We start from the raw sequence: 15,228 nt of genomic DNA, 5'->3' as shown, positions 1-15,228 counted from the left end.
CCTCTCTTCGACTCACAGCACGGTGAAGGTCTCCTTCACCGTGCTGTACGTCTTTTGGGCCTGCGGTTCGATGTCCGGCTGGTACCAGGTGTTGACCTGGTACGACGTCCCGTCCGCGTCGAAGCCGAGCAGACGGGCGTGCCAGGCGGTGCCCTTGAGGGTGAAGGTGTACTCCCAGACGACCGCGGGGTGCCCTTGGAAGGTGGTCCGCGCCAGCCGGATCTTGACGTAGTCCCGGCCCTGGCGGGCGTTCTGCTCCGAGCGTCGCCAGGTGTCCATGAGATCGCCCCGGGCCAGCGCGGACTTGCCCACGAGTTCCTGGCGGCCGTCGGGCGAGGTGTAGTGCACCTCGGCGGCCGTCTTCACGTCCCGCCGCCACCCCCGCGGCGGCACCCAGGCGAACCCGCCCGCCTCCGTCCGGGCACCCGCGGGCAGGGTCCGCGGCCGGGAGGTGCCCTCCACGGACGGGGAAACACCCGCGGGAGAGGAGCCGGTGGTCGCGGCGGTCGACGAGGGGGAGGCGGTGGCCGAGGTGGCAGTGGTGGCGGGGTCGGCCCCGGCGCGGTTGCCTCTCCCCCGGCCGCCCCCGCCCGGGGCGGCGAGCAGTACGGCGACCACGACGGCGACGGCGACGACTCCGAGCGCGGCCGTCAGCGCGGTGCGACGGGAGCCGCCGGAGGTCACGGGAACCACCGTTCCGGGCGAGGTGACGCGGCGCCGCTCGGTCACCGTCCGGGCCCGCGCGGCAAAGACACCGCCCGGACCGGAAACACAGGAAACACCGGAAACACCGGAAACACCGGAACGATCGGACGGACCGGACGGACCGAGCGGACCGGACGGACCGAGCGCACCCGCCGGATCAGAAGGACCCGAAGGACCTGAAGGACCCGAAGGACCAGACGGGCTGCTCTGACCGGCCGGACTGGTCCGACCGGCCGGACCCGACGGACCTACCGGACCCGGCGGACCGGTGGCCGGATGCGGTGTGCCGGTCGCGTGGCCGCCTGCCGTCGGAGCGGGAGCGGACCGGTCGGCACCGACTGGACACGCCACCTGCCGCAAGGCCTGTTCCACCTCCGCGAGGGCGGGGCGGGACGCCGGGTCCTTCGCCAGCAGGGCGGTGAGGAGGGGGTGCAACGGGCCTGCCGACGACGGGAGTCGGGGTTCCTCGTAGAGGACGGCGTGCAGGGTCGCCAGGGTGGTGTCGCGGGAGAACGGGGAGCGGCCCGCCAGGGCCGCGCAGAGGGTCGCGCCCAGGGACCACAAGTCGGACGGCGGGCCCTGCCGGCGCCCCGAGATGCGCTCGGGTGCCATGTAGTCGGGGGAGCCGACGAGCATGCCGACCATGGTGAGGGCCTTGGCGTCCTGGATCGCGGCGATACCGAAGTCCGTGAGGACCACCCGGCCCGTGCCGCCCCCGGGGACGGAACCGGCACCGTCCCCCCTCCCCCTGGCACCCGCGCCGTCCGCACCATCCGCACGGCCCGCGCCATCCACGCGGCCCACACTGCCCGCACCGCCTGCGCCGCCCCGTCCCTCCTCGACCAGGACGTTGCCCGGTTTGATGTCCCGGTGCAGTACGCCCCCGGCGTGGACCTGGCCGAGGGCCGCCACCAGGCCCAGTCCGATGCGCGCGGTCTCCTGCGGGCTCAGCGGCCCTTCCTCCGTCATCATGCGCTCCAGTGAGCGCCCGGACACCAACTCCATGACGATCCACAGGCGTTCGCCCTCGTCCACCACGTCGTAGACGCGCACGACGTTGGGATGGTCGATCCGGGCGGTCGCACGGCCCTCGCGGAGGGTGCGTTCCCGGCGGGTGCGGATGTCCTCCGCGTCCGATCCGCCGATGCGGATTTCCTTCACCGCGACCAGCCTGTCGAGTATTTCGTCGACGGCCCGCCACACCCGCCCCATTCCCCCCTGCCCGATGCTTTCGACCAGCCGATAGCGCGCGTTCACCAGCAGCCCCGGAATCCCGCCGGCTCCCGCCTCTCCCGATTCCCCCATATTTCCCGGCAATGCGCCGCACCCCCCTCAACGACCGTCTCTGCTGAACCACGGCGTCACACTTCAGGCCGTACCAGCATAGTGCGGGGAAATCTTGTGGTACCTCTTCAAGTACTGCGAATTCAGGCGCAGTCCAGGGGCTTGCAAGGGGGGACGAACATGAGTTCTCGTCGCAGGGCGGGCATCATGGGATCGCTGGTCACGGCATCTTTCTCGGCCGTGCTGATCCTTTCCTGCCCGGCCGTCGCCGATGGCCATGGACCGGGCAGCGACAAGGGAGGAAAGGAGCTGGACCCGGCACCGGCGGGCGTGCGGTTGCGCACACTGCTGCCGGAGAGGATCTCGGTCGACAACAGTTCGAAGAAAACGACACTCACCGCCACCGTGAAGAACGAGGGATCCAAGGACAGCGGCGCCATCAAGCTGTGGGTCACCGGATTCGACGCACTCAGGATCACTGGTGTCCAGGGCTGTTCACCGATCGCCGAAAAGGACCTGCCGAAAGGCTCGAACAGCGGTTTCAGTTGCCCGGTCGGTTCGCTTGCGGCGGGGAAGTCCAAGTCGTACGCGGTGCAGGCCACATACGACCTGAGCAAAGCCGGGAAGATCTGTCTGCCCGTGAAGAGCGAGGACGGGAAGGCGACCTTCTGGCAGCAGGGCCCGGTGCCCTTCGGCACGACGAACCCGTCGCCGAACGCCCCGGCCACGCCGCTGCTGCTGGGGACCGACAACAAGCCGGTCGCGCCGGGCGGCGACGAGTTGCCGAAGACCGGTGTGGGACGTGAGGTGCTGCCGCTGGGCGCGGCGGGCGTCGCGCTGATCGCGGTCGGCGCCGCGGGAGTGTGGTGGTCGCAGCGCAGGCGGCGGCAGGAGGCCTGAACGCGAAGGCCGGGAGCACCCCTTCGGGGCCGGGGACCGGAGTGCGGGGTGGACGACCGGGGAAAACGGAAGAGGCTCGCCGGGCCGAAGGAGCAGTACGGCCCGGCGAACCTCTTCCGCGGGAACTACGGCGTCAGCGCTTGCTGACGAACTTCCAGGCGGCGGGCAGCACGCCCATCGCCAGGGCGGCCTTGAGGGCATCGCCGACGAGGAACGGGGTGAGGCCGTTCGCGATCGCCTGGGACGCGGACATGTGGGCGGCCAGGGCCAGGTAGGGGACGCCCACGGCGTAGATGACGGCCTCGCCGACGAGCATCGCGCCCGCCATGCGCAGCGGGGAGCGGTCGGCGCCGCGGCGGGCCAGCGCGCCCACGGCCGCGGAGGCGAGCAGCATGCCGAGGACGTAGCCGAAGGAGACGGCGCCCGCACCGGAGCCACCACCCGCGAACCACGGCAGGCCGGCCACACCGGCGAGCGCGTACAGGGCGAGCGAGAGGAAGCCGCGGCGGGCACCGAGCGCGGTGCCGACGAGCAGCGCGGCGAAGGTCTGGCCGGTCACCGGAACGGGAGAGCCGGGCACCGGGACCGACAACTGGGCCGCGAGACCGGTGAGAACGGCACCGCCGAGCACGAGGGCGGCGTCGCGCACGCGGGAGGCGGGAAGCAGGTCGGCGAGGACTGCGCCGGGGCGAGCGGTGACGGTGGCGGTGCTCATGGGGACTCCGCGGTTGGTGTGGGCACGGGGGAACACCGCGACGCTATACCGGTGCCCGTGCGGTGATCACCGTCAGCGCTCGACAAAGGCGGGAACGGGCTCTTGGTGGGCTCCGTACAAAGGGTGTGGGTTACACCCGGTACGACGTGATGCCGGTCACTGAGGTGGGGTGGTCCGTCGTACGCGAGGACGGGGTGGGCCCGTCTGTAGGGTTCCGCCAAGCGCGCGCCAACCGCCGATCGCCCACCGGTCGCACGCCAACCGCACCCCGACCGCACCCGACCGCCCGTCGGCCGCCCGCCAACCGCACACCCATCGTCCGTCGGCCACCCGCCCACCCCCCGTCGACCGCACTCGACCGCCCGTCGGTCACCCGTCGGCCGTCTCGGCCACCCTCTCGCCCGCCGTCTCGCACGCCGTCTCGCACGCCGGTCACCGTCTGGGCAGTGCGGGGACGTTTTGCTAGCTTCGGGCGCATGGTTGCCCAGGCCCGGTACTTCACGTCGCGTCGCCATGTCGACCTGCGACGCCAGGGCACGGCCACCTGTCGCCGCCCCGGGTAGGGGCGGCCTTCGGGGCGTCTCTCCCTTCCGGCTTCCGAGTCGTGTCGGCCCCGTTCCCGAGGACGGTTCTCCATGCCCCGTACCGCGGCATCCCCGCTTGCCTCCCCCGTTCCCCGTGCCGCCGACCGCGACCGGCGACGCACCAGCGCCAGCGTCGTGCTGCGATCCGTGCTGGAGCACGGGCCGGTGGCGCGCAGCACCGTCGCCCGGCTGACCGGGCTGTCACCCGCGTCGGTGACCGAGCACTGTGCCCGGCTGGCCGGACTCGGGCTGATCCGCGAGGAGGCGGCGCCGCGCCGTTCGAACGGGGTCGGCCGGCCGCACGTCCCGGTGGACCTCGACGGCGAGCGGTTCCTGGTCGGCGGCGTGCACGTGGCCGTGCCGTACACCACGGTCGCACTGCTCGATCTGCGTGGCCGGGTGATGGCCGAGCGACGGCTGGAGCACGAGCGGACCGATCCGGGGCGGGTGCTCACCCGGGCCGCCGAGGGCCTCGCGGCGCTGCTCGCCGAGCATCCGGGCCGCCGGCCGCTGGGTGTCGGGGTCGCCGCCGGCGGCTGGGTGGACCGGGAGACGGGCACCGTGGTCGAGCACGAACTGCTGGGCTGGCGCGAGGTGCCGGTGCGCGAGCTGCTCCGCGACCGCACCGGACTGCCGGTCCGTGTGGACGGACACGCACGGGCGCTGGTGGGCGGCGAGCGGCTCTTCGGGCGGGCCCGGGGAAGCCGCAGCGTGCTGCACCTGTTCGTCGGCAACGTGGTCGACGCGGCCTTCGCCACCAACGACGAGGTGCATCACGGACCTCGTTCGCAGGCGGGCGCGATCGCCCACCTTCCGGTGCCGGGCGGCACCGAGCCGTGCACGTGCGGCCGTACGGGCTGTCTGCAGGCCGAGGTGAGCGAGCGGACGCTGTGCCGCCGGGCCCGGGCGGCCGGGGTGATCGAGTCGGCCGATCCGGTGCACGTGGTGGCCGCGGCAGCGGCCGGGGACGCGGTGGCCCGGCGGCTGCTGGTGGAGCGGGCCCGGACGACCGGGCGGGCGGCCGCGCTGCTGCTCGATGTGCTCAATCCCGAGACGGTCGTCGTCACCGAGGTCGGTGTCCTGCACTTCGAGGACTGCCTGGACGCGCTGCGCGAAGCGGCCGGAAAAAGCCGGTCCACCACCGTGCTGCCGACGAGCTTCCCGGATTCCGTACTGGCGGTGGCGGGCGGATCGGTGCTGCTGGACGCGTTGTTCCGGGACCCTCTGGGTGTGTCGTCAGAGGCTATTTAATTCAGAAACTCGGAATGTTGACAGGGGGTACCCATGGCCGGGAACATACTGGTCATGGGCCCTCTCACGAGCTGTCGCACCCTCTGTTGCTGACACGTTGCCGCGCATGAAGCGCGTGTTTCCTCTACGTGAGTTCGTGTTGCGCGTGTTTCCTTCTGCGTGAGTTCGCATTGCACGGTTTCGCACTGCGCGGGCTTCCCCTGCGCCGGCTTCCCCTGCGTGTTTTCTCTTGATCCGGCTCGCCTTCCCGGAATTCTTCCTGCCTTCCCCGTCCTTTCTCCCGGGAGTTCTCCCATGCACCGTCGTGTCTTTCTCACCTCCCTGCTGGGCGCGTCCGCCGCCGTGGCGGGCCTCAGCGGCTGCGCGGGCGGCAGCGCCGCCGCCGACACCGAGGGCGCCTCCACCGAGCCGCTCGCCGGCAAGGTCCCGGCCGGCACCAGCCTGAAGATCGCCTCGTACCAGAACGTGCAGCAGCTCCAGTTCAGGCTGGCCAAGCTGCCCGCGCTCCCGTTCACGGTGTCGAGCTGGCTGAACATCGGGGCCGGCCCGGACGTCATCAACGCCTTCCGGGCCAAGTCCCTGGACCTCGCCAACAACGCGGGCATCCCGCCGATACAGGCGCACTACCAGGGCTTCGCCGCGAAGATCGTGGCGATCGACGTCACCCGCAAGCCCAACTACCTCTTCGCCACCAAACCCGGCAGCGACATCCGCACGGTCGGGGACTTCAAGGGCAAGAGGCTCGCCTTCTCGCAGGGCCAGGCCCAGGGCGTCGTCCTGCTGCGGGCGCTGAAGCAGGCGGGGCTGAAGTACGACGACGTGACGCTGGTCCCGCTGACCAGCAACCAGTTCCTGACCGCCCTGCAGTCGGGCCAGGTGGACGTCGCGCCGCTCGCCAACAGCCAGGCACCCGCCTATCTCAAGCAGTACGCGGGCAAGGGCGCCCGGACCGTCACCACCGACGTCGTCGACCTGCTCAACCTGCTGTGGGCGCCGCAGTCCGTGCTGAACGACCCGGCGAAGGCCGCGGCGATCGCGGCGTACATCCCGCAGTGGGCCAGGGGCCTGGTGTGGCAGTACGAGCACCCGGACGTGTGGAACGAGGAGTTCTACGTCAAGACGCAGAACCTGACCCTCGACCAGGCCCGGAGCATCAGCAGGCTCGCCAACAAGCCCCTCTTCCCACCCAGCTGGGACGAGGCGGTCACGTGGGAGCAGGAGACCGCCGATCTGCTCGCCGAGGGCGGCTTCGTGAAGAAGTTCGACGTCTCCTCCCTCTTCGACCACCGCTTCGAGTCCCTCGCCGCGAAGGCCGTACCGGCGGAGTACCGGAGGTGAGCGCCGTGACCACGACGACGACCGCCGTGGCGCCGGCGGCCGCCGCGGAACTTCCCCCGGTGCGCCGACGCCGCCGCCTCTCCCCCGGCCGCCGCCTGCCGGCCGCCCGGCTGGCGGGACCGCTGCTGCTCCTCGCCCTGTGGGCCGCCGCCTCGGCAGCCGGACGGCTCGACCCGGGTGCGATTCCGGCACCCTGGACCGTGGCGCGCACCGCCGTCCGCCTGTGGAGCGACGGCACGCTGCCCACCGACATCCTCACCTCGGTGGAGCGGGCCGGGTACGGCTTCGTGATCGGCCTGGCCGCCGGGGTCGTCCTCGCGCTCGTCTCCGGGCTCAGCCGGACCGGGGAGGCGCTGATCGACGGGACCGTGCAGCTCAACCGGGCGATCCCGACCCTCGGCCTGATCCCGCTGTTCATCCTCTGGCTGGGCATCGGCGAGACCTTCAAGATCGCCATCATCGCGATCGTCGTGTACATCCCGCTCTACCTGAACACGCACGCGGCCCTGTCCGGCATCGACAGCCGGTACGTCGAACTCGCCGAGGTGCAGGGCCTGTCCAGGTTCGCGTTCGTCCGGCAGGTCGTGATCCCGGGGGCGCTGCCCGGATTCTTCGTGGGACTCCGGCTCGCCGTCACCGGCTCCTGGCTGGGCCTGGTGGTCCTGGAGCAGATCAACGCCACCAGCGGCCTCGGCTACCTGATGTTCCAGGCGCAGAACTACGGCCAGAGCGACGTCATCCTGGTCGGCCTGCTGATCTACGGCATCTTCGGCCTGGTCTCCGACAGCGCGGTCCGTCTGATCGAACGGAGGGTGCTGTCATGGCGCCGCACACTGAGCAGCTGACCCGGCCCGCCGTCCGGCTCAGCGGCCTGACCCGGTCGTTCGCGGACCGCACGGTCCTCGACGGCATCGACCTCGACCTGCCGGCGGGGCAGTTCACGGCCCTGCTCGGGCACAGCGGTTCCGGCAAGTCCACCCTGCTGCGGGCCGTCGCCGGGCTCGACCACGGGGTGGCCGGCAGCGGCCGGCTGACCGCGCCCGAGCGGGTGTCGGTGGTGTTCCAGGACTCCCGGCTGCTGCCCTGGCGCCGGGTGCTGGACAACGTCCTGCTGGGCCTGTCCGGCAGGGACGCCGAGGAGCGTGGCCGGGCCGCGCTGGCCGAGGTCGGCCTGGGGGGCCGCGAGCGGGCCTGGCCGGGCGAGCTGTCGGGCGGCGAGGCACAGCGTGCGGCGCTCGCCCGCTCCCTGGTCCGCGAGCCCGAACTGCTGCTGGCCGACGAGCCGTTCGGGGCGCTGGACGCGCTCACCCGGATCAAGATGCACAACCTGCTGCGCGAGCTGTGGGAGCGCCACCGGCCCTCCGTGCTGCTCGTCACCCACGACGTGGACGAGGCGATCGTGCTCGCCGACCGGGTCCTCGTCCTGGACCGGGGCCGTATCGGCCTCGACCTGACCATCGACCGTCCCCACCCGCGCTCCTACCGCGAGCCGCTGCTGGGCGAGTACCGCGAGCGGCTGCTGGCAGCCCTCGGTGTCACGGAGGACCACGCATGACCCGCAGGCTCCACCTCAACGCGTTCCTGATGAACACCGGTCACCACGAGGCGTCGTGGCGGCTGCCGGAGAGCGACCCGTACGCGCACGTCGACCTCGCCCACTACGTGGAGCTGGCGCGGATCGCCGAGCGCGGCACCTTCGACTCCCTCTTCCTCGCCGACGGTCCCCAGCTGTGGAGCAACCTCGCGCAGCGTCCGGCCGGTGCCCTGGAACCGCTCACCCTGCTGACCGCGCTGGCGACCGCCACCGAGCACATCGGGCTGATCGCCACCGCTTCCACCTCGTACAACTCCCCTTACAACCTGGCCCGCAAGTTCGCCTCGCTGGACATCATCAGCGGCGGCCGGGCGGGCTGGAACATCGTGACCACCGCGGGTGCCGAGGCCGCCCGCAACTTCGGCCTGGACGCCGAACCCGCGCACGCCGAGCGGTACGCCCGCGCCGCCGAGTTCCTCGACGTGGCCCTCAAGCTGTGGGACAGCTGGGAGGACGACGCGATCGTCGCCGACAAGGCGGCCGGGGTCTGGGGCGACGACACCAAGATCCATCCGCCCCGGCACCGCGGGACGTACTTCCGGGTCGAGGGCGCGCTCAACGTGCCCCGTTCCCCGCAGGGCTACCCGCTGCTGGTGCAGGCGGGCTCCTCCGACGACGGCAAGGCGTTCGCGGCCCGGTACGCGGAGGCGGTGTTCACCGCCCAGCAGACCCTCGCCGACGCACAGGCCTTCTACGCCGGCCTCAAGTCCCTCACCCGGCAGGCCGGACGCGACCCCGAGCACCTCAAGGTGCTGCCCGGGATCGTCCCCGTGCTCGGCTCGACCGAGGCCGAGGCGCGGGCCGGCGAGCAGCTGCTGGAGGACCACATCGTGCCCGAGCACGGCCGCACCCGGCTGGAGAACCTGCTGCACCTGCCGCCCGGCACGCTCGACCTGGACCGGCAGCTGCCCGACGACCTGCCGCCGGAGTCCGCCATCGAGGGCGCCAAGAGCCGCTACACGCTCGTCGTGGAGCTGGCCCGGCGCGAGCGGCTGACCGTGCGGCAGCTGATCGGGCGGCTCGGCGGCGGACGCGGTCACCTCACCTTCGCCGGGACGCCCGAGCAGGTCGCCGACCAGATCGGCACCTGGTTCACCGAGGGTGCCGCCGACGGCTTCAACATCATGCCCGCCGTGCTGCCCTCCGGCCTCGCGGCCTTCGTCGAGCACGTCGTACCGCTCCTGCGCACCCGCGGTCTGCTGCGCACCGAATACGGCCCCCGCCAGACCCTCCGGGAGCGCTACGACCTCCCCCGCCCGGCCAACCAGTACCTCGGCTCCGCCTCCGCCCTCGTCTGACCCCCTTCCGAAAGGAACCCTCATGTCCCTCGACATCACCAAGGTCACCGCACGCATCGGCGCCCGGGTCTCCGGCGTCGACATCACCAAGCCGCTCGCGCCGGAGGAGGTCGCCGCAATCCGCGAGGCCCTGAACGTCCACAAGGCGCTCGTCTTCGAGGCCGGGGATCTGGACGACGCGGGCCAGCAGGCCTTCGCCCGTCACTTCGGCGACCTCACCACCGCCCATCCGACGGTCGGCGCCGTCGAGGGCGCCCCGCACGTGCTGCCCGTGGACAGCGAACGCGGCCGCGCCAACCACTGGCACACGGACGTCACCTTCGTCCTGAACCCACCGCAGGCCAGCACCCTGCGCTCGATCACCATCCCGCCCTACGGCGGCGAGACCCTGATCGCCAACGCGGCGGCCGCCTACCGCGACCTGCCCGAGCCGCTGCGCCGCCTCGCCGACACCCTGTGGGCGGAGCACACCAACGACTACGACTACGCGGTGCCGGAGGAGGAGATCGACGAGGAGAAGGCCGCCCAGCGCACGCAGTTCACCTCCATCAAGTACCGCACCGCCCACCCGGTGGTCCGGGTGCACCCGCTGACCGGGGAGCGCGGGCTGTTCATCGGCGGGTTCGCGCAGCGGATCGTGGGCCTGTCGGTGGGCGAGTCCCGCCGGATCCTGGACCTGCTCCAGGCCTATGTCACCCGCCCGGAGAACGTCCTGCGCTGGCGCTGGTCGGAGCGGCAGCTGGTCCTCTTCGACAACCGCATCACCCAGCACTACGCCATCGACAACTACGACGGCCGGCCGCGCCGCCTGCACCGGGTGACCGTCGCCGGTGACGTGCCGGCCGGCATCGAGGGCAAGGAGAGCTACACGATCGAGGGCGACGCCTCGCACTACACACCCGTGGCCGCGTAACCAGGGGTTCACCCTGGGTACAGTGAGCGTCCGGATACTGGGCGGCTCCTTCGCGCGAGCGGACGGGCCGCCCAGACTGTGGGCGATTTTGCCCTCCTATTGCACTGGACGAGTCGCGCCCATGCCCAGCACCACTGTCGAGACGCCGCCCGAGCAGGACAGCGCCTCCCTCTCCCACGGTCTCAAGCAGCGCCACCTGTCGATGATCGCCCTCGGCGGTGTGATCGGCGCGGGCCTGTTCGTCGGCTCCGGCGCGGGTATCGCCGCGGCAGGTCCGTCCATCGTGATCGCCTACGCCGTGTCCGGGCTGCTGGTGATGCTCGTGATGCGGATGCTCGGCGAGATGTCGGCCGCCTACCCCTCCTCGGGTTCCTTCTCCGCGCACGCCGAGCGGGCGATGGGCCCCTGGGCGGGCTTCACGGCGGGCTGGTCCTTCTGGGTCCTGCTCTGCACGGCGGTCGGCCTGGAGGGCATGGGCGCGGCGAGCATCGTGCAGGGCTGGCTGCCGGGCACCCCGCAGTGGATGTGGGTCGCGCTGTTCATGGTGGTCTTCTGCGGTGCGAACCTCGCCGCCGTGAAGAACTTCGGCGAGTTCGAGTTCTGGTTCGCCGCGCTGAAGGTCGGTGCGATCTCCCTGTTCCTGATCCTGGGCGGGCTGGCCATCGCCGGTGTCCTGCCCGGCACCGACTCCCCGGGCGCCTCGAACCTCACCGGCCAGGGAGGGTTCCTCCCGAACGGCAGCGAGGGCCTGGTCATCGGCCTGCTGGCCTCGGTCTTCGCCTACGGCGGCCTGGAGACGGTCACCATCGCGGCGGCGGAGTCGGAGAACCCGGTCAAGGGCGTGGCGATCGCGGTGCGCACCGCGATGTGGCGGATCGCGCTGTTCTACATCGGCTCGATGGCGGTCATCGTGACGCTGGTCCCGTGGGACGACAAGTCGGTCGTGACGGACGGTCCGTACGTCGCCGCCCTGAAGCAGATCGGCATTCCGGGCGCCGACCAGCTGATGAACGTGGTCATCCTGGTCGCCCTGCTGTCCGCGATGAACGCCAACATCTACGGCTCCTCGCGCATCGCCTACTCGCTGGTGGAGCGCGGCCAGGGCCCGAAGGTGCTGGCGAAGGTCTCCGGCGGTGTCCCGCGGGTCGCCGTGCTCACCTCCTGCGTGCTGGGCTTCGTCTGCGTGATGCTCAGCTACTGGCGGCCCGACGACATCTTCAAGTGGCTGCTGAACATGATCGGCGCGGTGATCCTGGTCGTCTGGATCTTCATCGCGGTCTCCCAGCTGCTGCTGCGCCGCCGCATCGAGCGGGAGACGCCCGAGAAGCTGGTCGTGCGGATGTGGGCGTTCCCGGTCCTCACCTGGGTCGCGCTGGCCGGCATGGCGGCGATCTTCGTCCTCATGGCCCGGGAGCCGGACACCCGCGTCCAGCTCTGCTCGACCGGCGGGATGACCCTGCTGCTGGCCGCGGTGGGCTACGCCCGGCAGCGGGTCCGCGCCAGGTCCTGACCTCGCGCTCCCCTTTCGAAAGACCCCCGCGGTGCACCCGCGGGGGTCTTTTTGTTGCTACCGTGCAGTTGCAAGCTCTTTGCAATAAGCGGTTCGGAAGGGACCATCCATGCCCGTCTACACGTTGCCCGACCTGCCCTACGACTACTCCGCGCTCGCCCCCGTGATCAGCCCCGAGATCATCGAGCTGCACCACGACAAGCACCACGCGGCCTACGTCAAGGGCGCCAACGACACCCTGGAGCAACTCGCCGAGGCGCGGGAGACGGAGTCGTGGGGCTCGATCAACGGGCTGGAGAAGAACCTGGCCTTCCACCTCTCCGGGCACATCCTGCACAGCATCTACTGGCAGAACATGACCGGCCCGAAGGAGGGCGGCGGCGAGCCGCTGGCCCAGGACGGCGTGGGCGAGCTGGCCGATGCGATCACCGAGTCCTTCGGGTCCTTCGCCGCCTTCAAGGCACAGCTGTCCAAGGCGGCGGCCACCACCCAGGGTTCGGGCTGGGGCGTCCTCGCCCACGAGCCGCTCAGCGGCCGGCTGATCGTGGAGCAGGTCTACGACCACCAGGGCAACGTGGGCCAGGGCGCGGTCCCGGTCCTGGTCTTCGACGCCTGGGAGCACGCCTTCTACCTCCAGTACCGCAACCAGAAGGTGGACTTCATCGAGGCCATGTGGAAGGTCGTCGACTGGCAGGACGTGGCCCGCCGGTACGCGGCGGCGAAGTCCCGCGCCGACGTCCTCCTGCTCGCCCCCTGACGGCGCCCACCGATCGTCCTGCCTCGTGATCGTCTTCTCACCCTTCACGTCGGCAGGCGGATGAAGGAGAACCCCCGCGAGGACGTGACTCGCGGGGGTTTTCCCCCTCCTCGGGGTCCACCGATCGGTCGACGGCAGGTTCCACCGGGCACCCGTGTCCCGCAACCGCCCTGTTCAGCAAGGCTTTCGGGCATGAACTCACCTACCGTGCGCATCGCACGCCTGAGCGCCAGGCACCCCTGGCGGGCGCTGGTCGGCTGGCTGCTGTTCACGGCGCTGTGCCTCGCCGTGGGCAGCGCCGCCGGCACCCACAAAGCCACGACCGCCGACTACCGGGTCGGCGAGGCGGGACGGGCCGAGGCACTCGCCGCCGACGGCCGTCTGGAGCGCAGGCCCACCGAACAGATCCTGGTCTCGGCCCGGTCGGGTCCTCTGGACGCCGGAGCCGCTCACTCGGCCGTCGAGGACCTCACCACCCGGATGAAGCGGCTGCCCGAGGTCGACCGGGTGGCCGCTCCGGTCCGTTCGGCGGACGGCCGCGTCCTGCTCGTGGAGGTGGCACTCAAGGGCGAGGAACTGGACGCCACGCACAAGGTCGGGGCGCTCGTCGCGCAGACCGAGGCCGTGCAGCGGCGGCATCCCGCGCTGCTCGTGCAGGAGACCGGATCCCCCTCCACCAGCAAGGGGGTCGACCAGCAGCGCGACGACGACCTGGCCCTGTCCGAGAAGATCACCCTGCCGGTCACCCTGGTCACCCTGCTGGTCGCCTTCGGCTCGCTCACCATGGCCGCCGTGCCGCTGCTGCTCGCACTGTCGTCGATCGCCTCCGCCGTCGGCCTGGCGATGGTCGCCTCCCACCTCAGCCCGGACACGGGTGTCGGCACCAATGTGATCCTGATGATCGGCCTCGCCGTCGGCGTCGACTACACGCTCTTCCATCTCAAACGGGAGCGGGAGGAACGGGCCCGCAGCGGCGGCCGGCTGAGCAGCGAGGCACTGGTCGAGCTGGCGGCGGCCACCTCCGGGCGGGCGGTCGTGGTCTCCGGGCTCGCGGTCGTCGCCTCCACGGCGACGCTGTACCTGGCCTCGGACGTCATCTTCTCCTCGCTCGCCACCGGCACCATCGTGGTCGTCCTGACCGCGGTGGCCAGCTCCCTGACCGCACTGCCCGCGCTGCTGACCCTGCTGGGCCGGCGGGCCGAGCGCCGGGCGCTGCGCCGGGCCCGGCGCGGCAGGCCCGCCCGTCGCCTCCGCGAGGGGAGCGGCGGCCGGTTCTGGCCGGCGCTGCTGCGGCCCGCGACCCGGCGTCCGGCGGCCACGCTCGTCCTGTCCCTGCTCGCCCTGCTCGGGCTCGCCCTGCCGGTCTCCGGGCTGAAGATCACGGAGATGAGCCGGGACACCCACTCCCGTGCGATCCCCGCGATGCGGGTGTACGACCGTCTCAACGCCGAATTCCCCGACCGGCGGGTCACCCACCAGGTCGTCGTGCGCGCCGATGCCTCGCGCTCGGCCGAAGTCACCGGCCGGCTGCGCTCCCTCGCCCGCCGGGCCGCCGCCGACCCGCTGTTCACCGGTGCCTCCACGATCCGCACCTCCGCCGACCGCCGCACCAGCGCACTGGAACTGCGGGTGCCGTACCTGGGCAACTCCCCCCAGGCGTACGCCTCCCTGGACCATCTGCGGCACGACTACCTGCCCGCCACCGTCGGCAGGGTCGCGGGCGCACAGTACGGCGTGACCGGTGACGTGGCCCGCTACACCGACTATCCGGCGCACCAGGACTCCAAACTGCCTCTGGTCCTCGGCGCGTTGCTGCTGGTGACCTTCCTGATGACGCTGTACGCGTTCCGCTCGGTCGTGCTGGGCGTGCTCGGTGTCGCACTGAACCTGCTGTCGGCGGCGGCCGCGCTCGGCCTGCTCGTGCTGGTCTTCCAGCACACCTGGGCCGAGGGGCTGCTGAACTTCAGCTCCACGGGGTCGATCGGTTCCCGGGTGCCGCTGTTCCTCTTCGTGATCCTCTTCGGCCTGTCGATGGACTACCAGGTGTTCGTGGTCAGCCGGATCCGGGAGGCGGTGCTCGCCGGCACGCCCACCCGGCAGGCCGTCGTGGACGGCATCCGGCGCTCGGCGAGCGTGGTCACCAGCGCGGCCGTGGTCATGACGACCGTCTTCGTCAGCTTCGTCTTCCTGCACATCATCGAGATGAAGCAGATCGGATTCGTGCTCGCCGCGGCCGTCCTGCTGGACGCCTTCGTGGTGCGTGTGCTGATCCTGCCGGCGGCCCTGCTGCTGCTCGGCGAGCGCACCTGGTGGCCCGTGCGGCCGGCCCGGACCGCGGCCGACGGCCCGAACCCCGCCCTGGTGGACGTAGGTTGACGG

12 protein-coding genes are annotated in these 15,228 nt (G+C 71.5%); 10 read left to right on the top strand and 2 right to left on the bottom strand.

All coding sequences use genetic code 11. The annotated features are described in order from the left end of the window. Positions 1–12: 12 nt before the first annotated feature. Positions 13–2,010 (bottom strand): protein kinase, encoded by a 1,998-nt coding sequence (locus ACFZCP_RS31960; RefSeq protein WP_391433878.1) that lies wholly within the window; start codon positions 2,008–2,010, stop codon positions 13–15. Positions 2,011–2,169: 159 nt separating this feature from the next. Here ACFZCP_RS31960 and ACFZCP_RS31955 point away from each other — a divergent pair, with 159 nt between their 5' ends. Further along, positions 2,170–2,889, top strand: a complete 720-nt coding sequence (locus ACFZCP_RS31955) for an LPXTG cell wall anchor domain-containing protein (protein ID WP_391433875.1) — start codon at positions 2,170–2,172, stop codon at positions 2,887–2,889. A gap of 133 nt (positions 2,890–3,022) precedes the next feature. Here ACFZCP_RS31955 and ACFZCP_RS31950 read toward each other — a convergent pair whose 3' ends face one another. Further along, a complete protein-coding gene (locus ACFZCP_RS31950; RefSeq protein ID WP_362691778.1) occupies positions 3,023–3,604 on the bottom strand; it encodes a biotin transporter BioY in 582 nt (193 codons plus the stop codon). A 635-nt stretch (positions 3,605–4,239) separates the two neighbouring features. Between ACFZCP_RS31950 and ACFZCP_RS31945 the strand changes: the two genes are divergently transcribed. The 9 genes from ACFZCP_RS31945 to ACFZCP_RS31905 all read left to right on the top strand — a co-directional run bounded on the left by ACFZCP_RS31945 (position 4,240) and on the right by ACFZCP_RS31905 (position 15,225). Beyond that, positions 4,240–5,439 (top strand): ROK family protein, encoded by a 1,200-nt coding sequence (locus ACFZCP_RS31945; RefSeq protein ID WP_391433869.1) that lies wholly within the window; start codon positions 4,240–4,242, stop codon positions 5,437–5,439. A gap of 294 nt (positions 5,440–5,733) precedes the next feature. Beyond that, positions 5,734–6,777, top strand: coding sequence for an ABC transporter substrate-binding protein (locus tag ACFZCP_RS31940; RefSeq protein WP_391433866.1), 1,044 nt, complete (start codon positions 5,734–5,736; stop codon positions 6,775–6,777). Then, positions 6,774–7,622 carry an ABC transporter permease subunit gene (locus ACFZCP_RS31935; RefSeq protein WP_391433862.1) on the top strand — a complete coding sequence of 283 codons (849 nt, stop codon included), beginning with the start codon at positions 6,774–6,776 and terminating at the stop codon, positions 7,620–7,622. Before ACFZCP_RS31940 ends, ACFZCP_RS31935 begins: the two co-directional genes overlap by 4 nt. Next, on the top strand, positions 7,598–8,332 hold the full coding sequence (locus tag ACFZCP_RS31930; protein ID WP_362691769.1) for an ABC transporter ATP-binding protein: 735 nt from the start codon (positions 7,598–7,600) through the stop codon (positions 8,330–8,332). Before ACFZCP_RS31935 ends, ACFZCP_RS31930 begins: the two co-directional genes overlap by 25 nt. After that, positions 8,329–9,669, top strand: a complete 1,341-nt coding sequence (locus ACFZCP_RS31925; RefSeq protein ID WP_391433856.1) for an NtaA/DmoA family FMN-dependent monooxygenase — start codon at positions 8,329–8,331, stop codon at positions 9,667–9,669. The genes ACFZCP_RS31930 and ACFZCP_RS31925 overlap by 4 nt, the downstream gene beginning before the upstream one ends. 22 nt (positions 9,670–9,691) lie before the next feature. After that, positions 9,692–10,582: a TauD/TfdA family dioxygenase gene (locus tag ACFZCP_RS31920; RefSeq protein ID WP_391433853.1), complete on the top strand. Its 891-nt coding sequence runs from the start codon at positions 9,692–9,694 to the stop codon at positions 10,580–10,582. 121 nt (positions 10,583–10,703) lie between these two features. Further along, the gene (locus tag ACFZCP_RS31915) at positions 10,704–12,092 is read left to right on the top strand and encodes an amino acid permease (RefSeq protein ID WP_391433850.1); all 1,389 of its coding nucleotides are present in this window, start codon (positions 10,704–10,706) and stop codon (positions 12,090–12,092) included. A gap of 109 nt (positions 12,093–12,201) precedes the next feature. After that, positions 12,202–12,849: a superoxide dismutase gene (locus ACFZCP_RS31910; RefSeq protein WP_362691757.1), complete on the top strand. Its 648-nt coding sequence runs from the start codon at positions 12,202–12,204 to the stop codon at positions 12,847–12,849. Positions 12,850–13,041: 192 nt separating this feature from the next. Then, entirely contained in the window at positions 13,042–15,225 is a 2,184-nt protein-coding gene (locus ACFZCP_RS31905; protein WP_391433845.1) for an MMPL family transporter, read from the top strand. Positions 15,226–15,228: the final 3 nt, after the last annotated feature.

This window comes from Streptomyces sp. NPDC007971, from assembly GCF_042958635.1.
Lineage (GTDB): Bacteria > Actinomycetota > Actinomycetes > Streptomycetales > Streptomycetaceae > Streptomyces.
The sequence above is the reverse complement of the archived record's forward strand: the minus strand, read 5'-3'. Positions and strand labels throughout refer to the sequence as shown.

Bases quoted from the DNA above. Each gene is read 5' to 3' on its own strand.
- ACFZCP_RS31960 (WP_391433878.1), bottom strand. From the start codon at position 2,010: ATGGGGGAATCGGGAGAGGCGGGAGCCGGCGGGATTCCGGGGCTGCTG.
- ACFZCP_RS31955 (WP_391433875.1), top strand. From the start codon at position 2,170: ATGAGTTCTCGTCGCAGGGCGGGCATCATGGGATCGCTGGTCACGGCA.
- ACFZCP_RS31915 (WP_391433850.1), top strand. From the start codon at position 10,704: ATGCCCAGCACCACTGTCGAGACGCCGCCCGAGCAGGACAGCGCCTCC.
- ACFZCP_RS31910 (WP_362691757.1), top strand. From the start codon at position 12,202: ATGCCCGTCTACACGTTGCCCGACCTGCCCTACGACTACTCCGCGCTC.
- ACFZCP_RS31950 (WP_362691778.1), bottom strand. From the start codon at position 3,604: ATGAGCACCGCCACCGTCACCGCTCGCCCCGGCGCAGTCCTCGCCGAC.
- ACFZCP_RS31925 (WP_391433856.1), top strand. From the start codon at position 8,329: ATGACCCGCAGGCTCCACCTCAACGCGTTCCTGATGAACACCGGTCAC.
- ACFZCP_RS31945 (WP_391433869.1), top strand. From the start codon at position 4,240: ATGCCCCGTACCGCGGCATCCCCGCTTGCCTCCCCCGTTCCCCGTGCC.
- ACFZCP_RS31930 (WP_362691769.1), top strand. From the start codon at position 7,598: ATGGCGCCGCACACTGAGCAGCTGACCCGGCCCGCCGTCCGGCTCAGC.
- ACFZCP_RS31905 (WP_391433845.1), top strand. From the start codon at position 13,042: ATGAACTCACCTACCGTGCGCATCGCACGCCTGAGCGCCAGGCACCCC.
- ACFZCP_RS31920 (WP_391433853.1), top strand. From the start codon at position 9,692: ATGTCCCTCGACATCACCAAGGTCACCGCACGCATCGGCGCCCGGGTC.
- ACFZCP_RS31940 (WP_391433866.1), top strand. From the start codon at position 5,734: ATGCACCGTCGTGTCTTTCTCACCTCCCTGCTGGGCGCGTCCGCCGCC.